At 40.9% G+C, this 14,638-nt stretch carries 13 protein-coding genes, 1 pseudogene and 1 riboswitch; of the genes and pseudogenes, 12 read left to right on the forward strand and 2 right to left on the reverse strand.

Annotated features, from left to right (window positions below):
* Positions 1–222 precede the first annotated feature (222 nt).
* The 12 genes and pseudogenes from parE to N1I86_RS00745 form a co-directional block, all read left to right on the forward strand.
* The gene (parE, locus tag N1I86_RS00690; protein ID WP_341094427.1) at positions 223–2,202 is read left to right on the forward strand and encodes a DNA topoisomerase IV subunit B; all 1,980 of its coding nucleotides are present in this window, start codon (positions 223–225) and stop codon (positions 2,200–2,202) included.
* A 3-nt stretch (positions 2,203–2,205) separates the two neighbouring features.
* Positions 2,206–4,638, forward strand: coding sequence for a DNA topoisomerase IV subunit A (gene parC / locus N1I86_RS00695; RefSeq protein WP_341094429.1), 2,433 nt, complete (start codon positions 2,206–2,208; stop codon positions 4,636–4,638).
* A gap of 516 nt (positions 4,639–5,154) precedes the next feature.
* Positions 5,155–5,266: riboswitch (SAM riboswitch) on the forward strand.
* A gap of 83 nt (positions 5,267–5,349) precedes the next feature.
* Positions 5,350–6,096, forward strand: coding sequence for a phosphoadenylyl-sulfate reductase (locus N1I86_RS00700; protein WP_003352914.1), 747 nt, complete (start codon positions 5,350–5,352; stop codon positions 6,094–6,096).
* 54 nt (positions 6,097–6,150) lie between these two features.
* The gene (gene sat, locus N1I86_RS00705; RefSeq protein ID WP_270583807.1) at positions 6,151–7,302 is read left to right on the forward strand and encodes a sulfate adenylyltransferase; all 1,152 of its coding nucleotides are present in this window, start codon (positions 6,151–6,153) and stop codon (positions 7,300–7,302) included.
* 141 nt (positions 7,303–7,443) lie between these two features.
* A complete protein-coding gene (cysC, locus tag N1I86_RS00710) occupies positions 7,444–8,037 on the forward strand; it encodes an adenylyl-sulfate kinase (protein ID WP_003352912.1) in 594 nt (197 codons plus the stop codon).
* Between the two features lie 16 nt (positions 8,038–8,053).
* Positions 8,054–9,679 carry a nitrite/sulfite reductase gene (locus N1I86_RS00715; RefSeq protein WP_341094434.1) on the forward strand — a complete coding sequence of 542 codons (1,626 nt, stop codon included), beginning with the start codon at positions 8,054–8,056 and terminating at the stop codon, positions 9,677–9,679.
* A 17-nt stretch (positions 9,680–9,696) separates the two neighbouring features.
* Complete coding sequence (locus N1I86_RS00720) at positions 9,697–9,924, forward strand: DUF3906 family protein (RefSeq protein WP_003352910.1); 228 nt, start codon at positions 9,697–9,699, stop codon at positions 9,922–9,924.
* Positions 9,925–9,939: 15 nt separating this feature from the next.
* Positions 9,940–10,713: a uroporphyrinogen-III C-methyltransferase gene (gene cobA, locus N1I86_RS00725; RefSeq protein ID WP_341094437.1), complete on the forward strand. Its 774-nt coding sequence runs from the start codon at positions 9,940–9,942 to the stop codon at positions 10,711–10,713.
* The gene (locus N1I86_RS00730) at positions 10,710–11,471 is read left to right on the forward strand and encodes a sirohydrochlorin chelatase (RefSeq protein ID WP_003352908.1); all 762 of its coding nucleotides are present in this window, start codon (positions 10,710–10,712) and stop codon (positions 11,469–11,471) included. Before cobA ends, N1I86_RS00730 begins: the two co-directional genes overlap by 4 nt.
* Complete coding sequence (locus N1I86_RS00735) at positions 11,452–12,075, forward strand: NAD(P)-binding protein (protein ID WP_341029471.1); 624 nt, start codon at positions 11,452–11,454, stop codon at positions 12,073–12,075. Before N1I86_RS00730 ends, N1I86_RS00735 begins: the two co-directional genes overlap by 20 nt.
* Positions 12,076–12,108: 33 nt before the next feature.
* Positions 12,109–13,020 (forward strand): sulfite exporter TauE/SafE family protein, encoded by a 912-nt coding sequence (locus N1I86_RS00740; RefSeq protein ID WP_341094440.1) that lies wholly within the window; start codon positions 12,109–12,111, stop codon positions 13,018–13,020.
* A 229-nt stretch (positions 13,021–13,249) separates the two neighbouring features.
* Positions 13,250–13,375, forward strand: a pseudogene (locus N1I86_RS00745) (alpha/beta hydrolase); the annotation flags it as partial.
* 206 nt (positions 13,376–13,581) lie between these two features.
* Here the strand turns inward: N1I86_RS00745 and N1I86_RS00750 are convergent.
* Positions 13,582–14,412: a serine/threonine-protein kinase gene (locus N1I86_RS00750; protein ID WP_341094442.1), complete on the reverse strand. Its 831-nt coding sequence runs from the start codon at positions 14,410–14,412 to the stop codon at positions 13,582–13,584.
* Between the two features lie 15 nt (positions 14,413–14,427).
* Positions 14,428–14,604 carry a hypothetical protein gene (locus N1I86_RS00755; protein WP_341094444.1) on the reverse strand — a complete coding sequence of 59 codons (177 nt, stop codon included), beginning with the start codon at positions 14,602–14,604 and terminating at the stop codon, positions 14,428–14,430.
* Between the last annotated feature and the right edge of the window lie 34 nt (positions 14,605–14,638).

The raw sequence follows: 14,638 nt of genomic DNA on the forward strand, positions 1-14,638 counted from the left end.
TGAAACAGTTTTTCATTTCCTTTCTTGCGCTTTTTTCATGAAAAGGTAAAATAGTGCATAGGTGTCTTTTGAACGTGAATGGAGAACGCTTTTGGATGGTTAAAATGAACCTGTACAAAACCAAATAAAAGATGTTTTGGTTATTTGGACGGATTTTTCATTTACCATTATGTATGTTATAATAAAATGCGAACGTTTGTTTGTTTTTGTTTTGAAAGGGGAATGTTCGTGGCAAATAAGAAGAACCAAATGGAATATAACGAGGATGCGATTCAAGTATTAGAAGGTTTGGAAGCGGTTCGAAAAAGGCCAGGAATGTACATCGGATCAACCGATTCGAAAGGATTGCATCACTTGGTGTATGAAATTGTCGACAATGCGGTGGATGAAGCATTGTCTGGCTATGGTGATGAAATTAGAGTCGTTATACATAAAGACAATTCGGTTAGTGTGGAAGATTTCGGTCGTGGAATGCCGACTGGAATGCATAAACTTGGAAAGCCGACTCCCGAAGTCATTCTCACGGTACTTCACGCCGGGGGGAAATTCGGACAAGGCGGCTACAAAACAAGCGGCGGTTTGCATGGGGTTGGCGCTTCCGTGGTCAATGCCTTATCGGAATGGCTGATTGTGACTATTCAGCGAGACGGATTCATTTATGAACAACGCTTTCGAAATGGCGGAAAACCGGAAACGACTTTAGAAAAAATCGGAAAAACGACGAAAACAGGAACAAAAATCCACTTTAAACCGGATCCGACTATATTTAGTACGGTTGTGTTCAATTATGAAATCTTATGTGAACGACTAAGAGAAAGTGCCTTTTTACTAAAAGGGCTAAAGATCGATATACGGGATGAACGTTATAATCAACATGATACGTTCTATTTTGAAAACGGCATTGAAGCATTTGTAGAATATTTGAACGAAGATAAAGAACCTTTGCATCCTGTCGCGTTTTTTGAAGGAAAACAAAACGGAATCGAAGTGGAGTTTGCTTTTCAATTTCATGACGGATTTTCGGAAAATGTTCTTTCCTTCGTCAACAATGTCCGTACAAAAGACGGGGGAACTCACGAAGCCGGAGCAAAAACGGCGATGACGCGGGTGTTTAATGATTACGCCAGAAAAGTCAATTTATTAAAAGAAAAAGATAAAAATTTAGAAGGCTCTGACGTTCGTGAAGGATTATCCGCTATCATTTCCGTCCGGATCCCGGAAGAATTGCTTCAGTTCGAAGGCCAAACAAAAGGAAAACTTGGAACAAGCGAAGCTCGCTCCGCTGTAGATGCCGTTGTTTCCGAACAGTTATCCTACTTTTTAGAAGAAAACCCTGATATCAGTTCTTTGTTGATCAAAAAAGCCATCAAAGCGTCTCAGGCTAGAGAAGCAGCAAGAAAAGCGCGAGAAGAAGCGAGAAACGGGAAAAAACGAAAAAAATCAGATTCTATGCTTTCCGGAAAATTGACACCTGCCCAATCGCGAAATCCTAATCGTAATGAATTGTATTTGGTGGAAGGGGATTCCGCGGGCGGCTCTGCAAAACAAGGACGCGACCGGAGATTCCAGGCTGTGCTTCCGTTGCGGGGAAAAGTGATCAACACGGAAAAGGCAAAGCTTCAGGATATTTTTAAAAATGAAGAAATCAATACGATCATCCATGCCATTGGAGCCGGCGTCGGTCCTGATTTTTCGGTAGAAGACTCCAATTATGACAAAGTCATTATTATGACGGATGCCGATACGGACGGAGCGCATATTCAAGTACTTCTTCTCACGTTCTTTTATCGCTATATGAGACCATTAATTGAAGCGGGAAAAGTTTTTATAGCGCTTCCTCCTTTGTACAAGGTCAGCAAAGGAACGGGGAAAAAAGAGATAGTGGAATACGCATGGACGGAAAAGGAATTGCAAGCGGCCATTAAAAAAATCGGCAAAGGTTATATGATTCAGCGCTACAAAGGGCTTGGCGAAATGAATGCGGACCAGCTGTGGGAAACGACTATGAATCCCGAAACAAGAACGCTCGTCCGGGTTCGAATCGATGATGCCGCCCGGGCGGAACGGCGAGTGACGACCTTGATGGGAGATAAAGTAGAGCCGCGTCGCAAATGGATTGAAAATCATGTGGCATTTGGCCTCGAAGAAGATGTGAGTCTGCTTGAAAATGAAAATCTGTCCCATCGAGAGGAGGTTGAATAGTCGATGGCAATGGAAGAACGTTTTCAAGATTTACCACTTGAGGAAGTGTTGGGCGACCGTTTTGGCCGGTATAGCAAATACATTATTCAGGATCGGGCGCTGCCGGATGCCCGCGATGGTTTAAAGCCTGTACAAAGGCGTATATTGTACGCGATGCTGATCGACGGGAATACTCATGACAAAGCTTTTCGAAAATCTGCTAAAACGGTAGGTAATGTCATTGGCAATTACCACCCGCACGGTGATTCCTCCGTTTACGAAGCCATGGTCAGGATGAGCCAAGACTGGAAATTACGGAACCTGCTGATCGAAATGCAAGGAAACAACGGAAGCATCGACGGCGACCCTCCGGCTGCAATGCGTTATACAGAAGCGAGACTGTCCGCGATCGCATCAGAGCTGCTGAGGGACATTGATAAAAAAACAGTTGATTTTGTGCCTAATTTTGATGATACCGCATATGAACCGACCGTCCTCCCGGCAAGATTTCCAAATTTGCTTGTGAACGGTTCTACGGGTATTTCGGCTGGATATGCGACAGAAATACCGCCTCATCATTTAGGAGAAATTATTGACGGTGTCATTATGCGAATGGATCAACCTGATTGCACCGTAGACGATTTGATGAAGGTCATTAAGGGTCCTGATTTCCCGACCGGGGGCATTATACAAGGAATTGACGGAATCAAAAAAGCATATGAAACAGGAAAAGGAAAAATTGTGATACGCGGTAAAACGGAAATAGAAACGATTCGCGGCGGGCGCAAACAAATTGTGGTAACTGAAATTCCGTTTGATGTCAATAAAGCGAATCTTGTCAAACGGATTGAAGAGTTTCGTATTGACAAAAAAGTGGAAGGAATCGCCGAAGTCCGGGATGAAACCGATCGAACGGGCATGCGGATCGTCATTGAATTGAAAAAAGAAGCAAATGCAGAAGGAATTCTGAACTATTTGTATAAAAATAGCGATCTGCAAATTGCGTACCACTTCAACATGGTGGCGATTCATGAGCGCCGGCCGAAACTGATGAGTTTGCCTGCCCTGTTGGACGCTTATATCGCCCATCAAAAAGAAGTGGTCACGAACCGTTCAAAATACGATTTGCAAAAAGCGAAGGAAAGACAACATATTGTAGAAGGATTAATCAAAGCGCTGTCCATACTCGATGAAGTGATTGCGGTGATTAGAGAATCCAAAGACAAAAAAGACGCAAAGCTGAATTTAATGAATCGATTTGAATTCTCTGAACCGCAAGCAGAAGCGATCGTTTCCCTTCAACTGTACCGCCTTACCAATACGGATGTCACTGCTTTGCAAAAAGAAGCGGAAGATTTGAAAAAGAAAATCACCGAATTGACGGCCACATTGGAAAGCGAAAAGAAACTATTGTCCGTTATTAAAAAGGAATTAATCGAAATGAAAAAGCGGTATGGGGATGAAAGACGGACGACCATTGAAAAAGAAATAGAAGAAATAAAAATCAATCCTGAAGTGACCGTTGCTATTGAAGACGTCATGGTAACCGTTACGAAAGAAGGGTATATTAAGAGAACAAGTCTTCGTTCCTACTCGGCTTCAAGCGGTGCCGATTTGGCGATGAAAGATTCAGATCGATTGCTGTTCCAAGCGGAATTGAGCACCACCGATGTGCTGCTTTTGTTCACTAACAAAGGGAATTATTTGTATATTCCTGTACACGAATTGCCTGATATTCGCTGGAAAGAAATGGGGCAGCATATTGCCAACCTGATCGCCATAGGAAAAGACGAAAAGATCATTCAAGCCATTGCGGTCCAAAATTTTGAGGAAAAGGGCTATCTTCTCTTTTTCACGAAAAACGGCATGACCAAAAAATCTGAACTGTCTCAGTATAAAGCACAGCGCTATTCACGTCCGCTTGTGGCCATTAATTTAAAAGATAATGATGAAGTAATCGATGTGTTTTTAACAAACGGCCAAATGGATGTGTTCATTGCTACAAGGTTGGGATATGGGCTATGGTTTGAAGAAGAAGAAATTAATACCGTAGGACCAAGAGCGGCCGGAGTAAAAGGCATCAATTTAAAAGAAGATGATTATGTGGTCAGAGGAAAAGTATTCGTCCGCGGAGAACAGCCTTATATTTTTGTGGCAACCCAGCGCGGAGCTGTGAAAAAAATGAAATTGAATGAAATGGAAAAAATGTCCAGAGCCAAACGGGGCCTTGTTTTATTAAGAGAATTAAAATCCCATCCGCACCGAATTGCGTATTTAGATCTCACCGAAAATGACTCCATCGTTCATTTGCGAACGGAAAAAGGAGTCGTAGAAACGGTTTCCCTTTCCGGATTAAGAGAGAATGACCGCTACTCAAATGGCAATTTTGCCATTGACGAATCAGAAAGCGGTACAGTCATAGAAGGATGGACAGAAAAACCGTCCGGTACAGAATAATGGATTTTTCTATGGCGAAATATATGTAAAATCAATGCTGTAAAACAAAAGTAGAAGGATCTCCCATCAATAGATTTTGATGGGAGATTTTTTTGCACAATAATTCATTTGTATTGTTTTGAACAAATCATCAGACAAACAATATGGGTATTTATATCCATTTTTTAAAACATGTCGCTCTTTTTCGGATTACTTCCATGAAGGTACTACTTTTTAATGCCAAACCGTTTTCCACCGTAAAATCTTCAAACGCCCCATCAAGAAGTTAATCCTTTCAAGCAATGGATGTGGCAAAACAATGACTCCAATGCAGGAAATACAATGCCCCCAATTTAAGAAGGAAGAAAAATTTCATTTCAGCAAAGAGTTGTTCTCTTTAAATTTTTTTCTTGCTGCCTATGAGTTTATTTAAACGAAAAGGCAAACTGATTCTACAAAATTTATAAATTCCTATCAAAAAACTGTGGAAAAATTCGTTGACTTTTAGTAACTTTCTGATAAAATAAAAAGCAATTAAACTTATCAAGAACGACGGAGGGACCTGGCCCAATGAAGTCTGGCAACCTGCCTTGAAAAGAAGGCAAGGTGCCAATTCCAGCAAAATGGTATCCATTTTGGGAGATAAGGTATGAATGATATGGTACCTATTGATTCTTTCCTGAAATGGAAAGATTTTTTCATTTTACCATCAGCCTCTAAACAGGAACACCAATGAGTGGTATAGAAAGAAGGGGTATTTTGAGCGAATTATTAACGTTTGACACGTGGGATCATTTTCAACTACCGGAATTTGATGAAAAGAGTGAAACAAAAGGGGCATTAGAAGTTCTGGAATGGGCCTATGACCATTATGGAGAAAAAATTGTCTATTCGTGCAGTTTTGGAATAGAAGGAAGTGTACTTGTGGACTTGATCTATAAAATCAATCCAAAAGCGACCGTCGTTTTCTTAGACACAGGACTGCACTTTCAAGAAACATACGAAACCATTGATAAAGCGAGAGAACGTTATCCGGAACTGAACATCGTCATGCAAAAGCCGGAATTAACGCTACAGCAGCAAAGTGAACAATACGGCGAAGAATTATGGAAAAAAGATCCGAATTTGTGCTGCCATCTCCGCAAAATTGTTCCGCTAAAAAGTGTTCTCGAACCTGTGGAAGCATGGATCTCAGGCTTGAGAAGGGAACAATCAGAAACAAGAAAACACACGAATTACATAAACCTTGATAAAAAATTTGGCAAAATTAAGATTTGCCCATTGATTCATTGGACTTGGAAAGAAATTTGGCGGTATGCGTATAATGAAGAGCTGCCTTACCATCCTTTGCACGATCAAGGATATCCAAGCATCGGATGCCAGCCTTGCACCTCTCCTGTATTTGATTTAGAGGATTTACGGGCCGGAAGATGGAAAGGCACCGGAAAAACGGAATGCGGTTTACATCTGCCCTCTTAAAATCACTAAACCAAGTAGACTGATTAAATATATAAAATAAGGAGGATCCTCTACATGACCGAAATAAAACCGCACGGAGGAGTTCTAATTCAAGCGTACAATCCAGAATATCCATTCGAAGGCATTGAAAAAGAAATTGAGCTGGATGCCACTGCTTTAAGCGATCTTGAATTAATCGCGACAGGAGCCTATAGTCCTTTAACAGGATTCCTAGAAGAAAAAGATTACAACAGCGTAGTCGAAACGATGAGGCTCTCCAACGGCATTGTTTGGAGCATCCCCATTACACTGCCGGTCACAAAAGAAAAAGCAGCCGATCTACAAATCGGGGAACAGGTTCGGCTTACTTTTGACGGTGCTACATATGGTGTGATCACCATTAAAGATATTTATGAACCAGATCAACAAAAAGAGGCGGAATTGGTTTACAAAACAACGGAACTAGCCCATCCGGGTGTGAAAAAAATGTTCAGCCGCGGAAATGTTTATGTAGGAGGTCCTATTGTTCTAGTCAAAAGAATTAAAAGAACGCAATTTAGCGAATTTTATTTTGATCCGGCAGAAACGAGAAGAATTTTCGCAGAAAAAGGCTGGAAAAAAGTTGTCGGCTTTCAAACCAGAAATCCGGTTCATCGGGCGCATGAATATATTCAGAAATCAGCTCTTGAAATTGTGGACGGCCTCTTTTTAAATCCGCTTGTCGGGGAAACAAAAGCAGACGACATCCCTGCTGATGTCCGGATGGAAAGCTACCAAGTACTTTTGAAAAATTATTACCCTGAAGACCGTGTGTTTTTAGCCGTATTCCCGGCAGCCATGCGCTACGCCGGCCCAAGGGAAGCTGTATTCCACGCGATGGTGCGAAAAAATTATGGCTGCACGCATTTTATCGTCGGGAGAGACCATGCAGGAGTCGGAAATTATTACGGTACGTATGACGCTCAAAAAATATTTGACCAATTTACTCGGGAGGAAATTGATATTACTCTCTTATTCTTTGAACATAGTTTTTACTGTACGAAATGTGAAAGCATGGCGTCTACGAAAACTTGCCCGCATGGAAAAGAACACCATGTCATATTATCAGGAACAAAAGTAAGGGAAATGCTCCGCAATGGAGAAGTGCCGCCTAGCACTTTTAGCCGTAAGGAAGTGGTGGAAGTTTTAATTAAAGGCTTAAAAGAAAAAGCGCCGGTTCATCAATAAAAAAGCGCTAGTGCTTCTAAAACCAGCCGTTGACTTCTTAAATAGGGAGTTGGCGGCGGGTTCAATCAAAAAGTATTAATAGATCTCAACACTACTTGTATAAAGCTATTATAAATGAGTCAGCAAAAAGGGGAATATAGAATGGCACAAAATATTGTATGGCATGAACCATCTTTGCAAAAAGAGGAACGCCGGAAACGGAATGGGCATCACAGCGCTGTATTCTGGTTTACAGGGCTGTCGGGATCAGGAAAATCCACGATCGCCAACCGCGTCGCCAAAAAACTTCATGAATTAGGGGTGCAGACTTATGTGTTAGATGGGGACAATATCCGCCACGGTTTAAACAAAGACCTCGGATTTTCGGAACAAGATCGCAAAGAAAACATTCGCCGAATTGGAGAAGTCGCCAAATTATTTGTAGATAGTGGGCAAATGGTATTTACTGCTTTTATTTCCCCATTTCGTGAAGATCGTGAAACGGTCAGAAAATTGCTCGAAGAAGATGAATTTATTGAAGTGTATGTCAAATGTCCCCTCAGCCAATGCGAAGAACGTGATCCAAAAGGACTTTATAAAAAGGCGCGTAAAGGAGAGATTTCAGATTTCACAGGTATCTCTTCTCCCTATGAAGAGCCTGAATCGCCTGAAATCGTATTGGAGACCGATCGGTTTTCAATCGAAGAATGCGCGGAACAGCTTTTGTCCTATATAAAAGAAAGAAATTGGATCTAAAGGAGGAGGAATTTCTATGAGTTATGAAAAAGTGTGGAAGGATAATCCCAAATTGAATAAGGATGAACTTCGGAAACTGGAAAAAGACGGTTTGGAAATTTTTAATGATATTCCATACTATGCGGAACACGGTTTCTCATCCATTCCAAAAGAAGAATGGGGTGCATTTAAATGGGCGGGGCTTTATTTGCAACGTCCGAAAGAAGACGGCTATTTTATGATGAGGGTAAAAGTGCCGACTGGAATACTAAACAATGAACAGTTAGAAACTTTGGCGGGCATTGCAAAAGATTTTGGACGAAACTTTTTTGATATTACAACTCGCCAAGCCGTCCAATTTCATTGGTTGAGAATTGAAAACATTCCGGAAATTTTTGATCGCTTGAATAAAGTGGGATTGACCAGCACTTTCGCCTGCGGTGATGTTCCTCGGAATATTCTCGGAAATCCGTTGGCAGGCATTGATAAAGACGAAGTATTGGATACTCGTCCGATCGTTCAAGAAGTACATGAATTTCTGACCGGCAACGAAGATTTTTCCAACCTGCCTCGAAAGTTTAAAATTTCAATCAACGCTAATGTTTATAATTCCGGACAAGCAGAAATCAATGACTGTGCATTCGTTCCAGCCAAAAAAGTCATCGACGGAGAGGAAAAGATAGGGTTCCATCTAAAAGTTGGCGGCGGGTTGTCCGCGGTGCCAAAACTAGCTGTTCCACTCGATATCTTTGTACTGCCTGAAAAAGTAAAAGATGTTGTAAAAGGCGTTCTGACCATTTTCCGTGATTACGGTTATCGGGAAAGACGAAATCATGCACGCTTGAAATTTTTAGTGGCGGATTGGGGTCCGGAAAAATTCAAAGAAAAATTGTTAGAACTTACCGGTCCGCTTCCAGAAGCAGGAACTGATCTGACAAAAGGATGGAATGCTAGCTATTTTTACGGAGTTCATCCACAAAAACAAGAAGGACTGCATTACGTCGGTTTGAATATTCCAGTGGGAAGACTGCAAGTAGAAGATGCATTAGAATTGGCTCGGCTGGCGAAAAAATATGGAAACGGAGAAGTCCGGACATGTGGTTCGCAAAATTTGATTATTGCCAATGTTCCGACTGAAAATGTAGATGCTTTGCTTAAAGAACCTATTCTGGAGAAATTCTCGATACGTCCACCGCGTTTCACCGCTTATGCCATTTCATGCACAGGCATTGAATTTTGTAATTTAGCTTTGACTGAGACAAAAGAAAGAATGAGACGGCTTGCCGCATTTCTTGACAAGGAAGTGGATGTGGATGTTCCGGTTCGCATCAATATGGTGGGCTGCCCTAACTCTTGCGGCCAGCGGCAAATTGCTGATATCGGCTTGCAAGGAGTTTTAATGAAAAATAAAGAAAAGAAAATGGTGCAAGCATTTGAAATCAATGTGGGCGGAACATTGTTGAATGGCGGCCAATTTAACCAAAAATTAAAAGGAAGAATCGACGGCGAACATCTGCCGTTTGTATTAAAAGAATTCTTAACCTATTTCAGCAAGACCAAATTGGAAGGCGAAACGTTTTTTGAATACTTCAAACGAGTGGGGATAGAACCACTCCAAGAAGAGTTGGATCGTATATTAAGCAATTTGGCCTTAACAGCTTGAGAAGAAAGAGGAAAACTATGACTCTATATCGTTTTGAAGTCATCACGGAGGATCAGCAAATGATACCTGTCATCATTGCGGCTGACAATGACGAACGGGCATTTGAATTAGTTGAAATAGAATTGGAAAAATTTTATTTAACCTTACCACCCATTGAAGAAATTGTGTTATATGAAAAAAAGAAACTGAGAAATGACGGCGGATTTGTCATTGGAACCGATCATGATCAATACGCAAAATATTGATAGGAGTTGAGAACGTTGGGAAAAGTGTTCCTGGTGGGAGCCGGCCCAGGCGATCCAGAATTAATTACATTAAAAGGTCTAAAAGCCATTCAAGAGGCGGACGTGATTTTATACGACCGCCTTATAAATCCCGCATTGTTGGATCATGCCAAACAGGGAGCTACTCTGATTTTCTGCGGCAAATTGCCGAAACATCACCATCTCCAGCAAGAAACGATTAATCACATTCTAGTAAAACATGCAAAAGCAGGGAAAACAGTGACGCGGTTAAAAGGAGGCGATCCCTTTGTGTTTGGAAGAGGCGGGGAGGAAGCAGAATTTTTGGTAAATAATGGAATTCCATTTGAAGTAGTGCCTGGCATAACATCAGGAATCGCTGCCCCGGCTTATGCCGGAATTCCTGTCACCCATCGGGAGTATAGCGGCAGTTTTGCTTTTGTGGCTGGACATCGCAAGGAAGGAACCCATGAAGACTTGAAATGGGAAGCTCTGGCAAAAGGAATCGATACACTGGCCATATATATGGGAGTCAGCAATCTTCCGTACATTCAAGAACAATTGCTGAAATTCGGCAAACCGAAAAATACCCCAGTTGCTCTAGTTCATTGGGGAACTACCTCCCAGCAGCGGACTGTAACAGGTACGTTGGAAACCATCGTTGATGTAGTTCGTCGAGAAAAGGTGGAAAATCCAAGCATGATTGTGATTGGGGAAGTGGTAAAGCTGCAGGAGAAGCTGAGTTGGTTTGAAAAAACCGAGCCGTTCATTTTAATGGGGGAATCCGTATGAAAGCCGTCCTATATATTTGCCATGGAAGCCGGGTCAAAAAAGGATGCGAACAAGCGATTGAATTTGTTCGACAAGTTCAAAAAGAGATATCCATCCCAATTCAAGAAATTGCATTTCTTGAATTGGCCCGGCCTACCATCAAAGACGCTTTTTTACGCTGCATTGAAAAAGGGGCTGACGAAGTATATATCATTCCCATTCTCCTCTTTGCGGCAGGACACGTGAAAACCGATATTCCTAAAATCTTGCTGCAGCTGCAAGTTTCTTATCCTTCTGTGACGATCCTGTATGGAGAACCGATTGGCGTACATAAAAGTGTGTCTGAAATATTAAAAAATAGAATCAAAGAAACAGGAGTTCCGATTAAGGACCATGCAGGAGTATTGCTTGTAGCACGCGGCAGCAAAGACAAGGATATGCAGCTTGATTTTAACGAACTTGCTCGTCGATTCAAACAAAAAACTGAGTATTTTTATGTGAAAACTTCTTATCTAACTGGGGCGTCTCCAAGCTTTGAAGAAGCTTTGGAAGAGATGGTCAATGAATCTCAACTTAAACAAATTTTTGTACTCCCATATTTGTTATTTACCGGACTCTTAATGAAAGGGATGGAAAAGAAAATTCGTGATCTCGATACAGAAAAGGATGTCATCTTATGCCGTTATTTAGGATATGATCCTTTGCTGAAAGAAGCTGTCCAAGATCGAGTGAAAAATGCGTTGAAAATGGGGGAAATCCATGTTTCCTATTATGGTTGATTTATCGGATAAAAAAATCGTTGTAGCGGGCGGCGGTCATGTCGCCTACCACAAGATTCAACATTTGCTAAAATATCACGTTCATGTTCATGTTGTGAGCCCTACTTTTCACCATAGGATCGTGGAGCTGGCAAATGAAAAAAAGGTGACGCTTATTCAAAAGTCGATTGAATATGAGGATTATAAAGACGCTTTTTTCGTCATTGCTGCTACCAATTCCAAAATCGTAAATGATCAAATAGCCAATTCGGCCAAACCTCATCAGCTTGTGGTCAATACAACGGATCCCCAAAAAGGAAATTGCACGATCCCGGCATCATTCAATCGTGGAAAATTAGTCATCGGTGTATCAACAGGAGGAGCCAGTCCCACTTTGGCTAAACAGATTAAAAACCAAATAGCCGAGCAATATGATGAGCGCTATGAATCTTACTTAGAATTTTTATTTGAAATCAGGGAAACAATCAAACAGCATATATCAGATCCGCAAGAAAAAAGAAAATGGCTGAAAAAAGCGGTAGACCCCATTTATCTATCTTCAACCAAAGAACAGCAACGGTTTAGAGAGCAACTGGAATCTGTATGGAATCACGATCTATTATGATTGGTTTGTTTGTGTTTGAATGGAGGAACAATAATGCAAAAATTAATCGTACTTGCATTAGTAGGTTTAGCGGCACAATTAGTAGACGGATCGCTTGGAATGGGTTATGGTTTAACATCCACTTCCTTGCTGTTATTGTATGGCATCGCTCCGGCTGCAGCCTCCGCTTCTGTTCATTTGGCAGAAGTGGTGACAACGGCAGCGTCCGGCATTTCTCATATACGTTTCGGAAACATCGACAAAGAAATCGTCTTGAAATTAATTATCCCTGGATCCATCGGGGCTTTCCTAGGTGCTACCGTATTAAGTAATCTTCCGGGAGACGTGTTAAAGCCGTACATCTCCATTTTTCTTCTACTTTTAGGGGTGTATATTATATTTCGCTTTATTTTCCGATCCAGTCAGAATGAAAAGGCTGAAGGAAAAAAAGTGTCCAAGAAACTGTTCATTCCTTTAGGGTTTATCGCCGGATTTTTCGATGCAACTGGCGGCGGAGGCTGGGGACCGATAGCAACCCCGACATTGTTATCTAAAAAGGATCTGGAACCGAGGAAAGTGATCGGTTCAGTGGATACAAGCGAATTCGCTGTATCACTTGCTTCAAGCATAGGATTTCTTCTTTCGCTAGGAGCGAATGAAATCAACTGGATCTGGACATTGGCCTTAATGATTGGAGGCCTGATTGCCGCACCGATCGCCGCATTTTTAATAAAAATCATTCCTTCCCATTTGCTAGGTGTCCTTGTTGGTGGAATGATCATTTATTCGAATTTGCAAACATTATTAAAATCAGGAAATTTATCTGATTCGTGGATTACTTTTGCTAATATCGCCGTTTTCCTTGTATGGGCTTTAAGCGTACTGTTTGTGATGAAAAAACATCGAAATTTAGCGGCCCAAAACAGCCGTTTCACTAAAAACCTTAAAAAGATTCATGTCGAATAGAAAACCTTCAAAACTATCATACACGCCTGTTATCAGCAGGCGTGTTGTTCATTTTATTTGAAAAAATGATTGGTTAAGAATACAAAAATAGTATTCATCATCGCGAAAATGAAAAAAATCGGATGTTTTTTAAGCAATAGTAAAGGAACCAGGAGTTTAAGACGAAAAAAGCGAATAAATATTATGTCAATTAAGCGATTTTTCAAAATGGAAGAAAGAAGGATGAGATATGACCTATTGTAAAGTTCGGCAAGCTGAAATCTATTATGAAGATTTAGGGGAAGGTAAACCGATTATCATGATGCATGGTTATTCTCCTGACCATCGTTTAATGAGTGGTTGTATGGAACTAGTAAAGGAATGGTTGGATAGAATTGAAGAGTCCCTTTAACTAATAAATGAACGCTTAGGAGAAGATGTTATACATAGGGTGATATAGTTCTAATATTATAAGAGCGTGTTATAAAAAAGATGATTTAAACACGCTCTTTTCTTTCATTCTTTTATCATGGTTCATAACATGAATTGGAACAAACAATCGAAACCACAATCAGCTACACGTTATCCATTTTGAGCAACGATTATGGGTTTTATTTCTCGCTGATTTGGACTTGAAAACAGGATGTTTTGGACATCTTCTATCACTTGTTCCACAGAATCATAAGGAGGGCTGATATGAAGCATTTTTCGAATGACCTCTTTAGTTTTTCTAGGCAACTTCAACTCTTCTTCCCAGCTCTTTTCCCTGATGGAAACAGGCTTATAGGTTGAATACAGCAAAAAAAGAACAAAATGGCCAAGTGCCATTAGATCTTCTTGAAACGAGAAGGAACATCGTGCGACATGTTTGAAATTTTTCTCATTGAAATCATCACGATCTCCTATTCGACGTGCTAAACCAAAATCAATAATCAACAGCTGATCGTTGTTCATCAGGATATTGGAGATCCGCAAATCGCGGTGTATAATCCCTTGGCAATGCAAAAAATGAACAAGTTTTAACACTTCTAATAAGATCAGCAAAGAATCGTCATGATCAAATTCCTTTTTTTGTTGAAAAATAAGTTCTTCAAATGAGTATCCGTCCAATTTTTCCATCACTATAAATTTTCCGGTCTGATCTTGAAAAGAATCGATGTAGGAAGGAAAAGCCGGATGGGAAAGAGACTTCAATATGGCAGCTTCATTTTCAAAAGCGAGACAATCCTTTTGGGATTTTGCTCTTCGCTTCCTTAATTGTTTGACAACCACTTTTTGGCCAAGTGAGTTGTCAAGAGCTTCATACACCAGCCCATATCCTCCTTTACCCAACAATCGAACGATTTCATAACGATTGTTGAGAACGGTTCCGACTTTTAAGGCCCTTTCGAATAAGTCTATCCACTTCTTCATACGCATCCGACTTTATTAGCTGCTATGTGAACGGAAGAAAAATCCGCTCGATTTCCATTTTTTCTTATAGTAATGGTGACCGTAGTGGGAAGAGTGTCTTCTTTCCCATTTCCTGCTGTCGTCGCTGTTATAATGGGAATGGTGACGGTAAGCAGAGGAGTCTAAAATTCTTTTTAAAAATTTTTTTAGCATCCAATCGCCTCCTTACTTTCTTTACGAACGAAAG

The organism is Bacillus sp. FSL W8-0116, from assembly GCF_038003825.1.
Classification (GTDB): Bacteria; Bacillota; Bacilli; order Bacillales; family DSM-4216; genus Bacillus_O; species Bacillus_O smithii.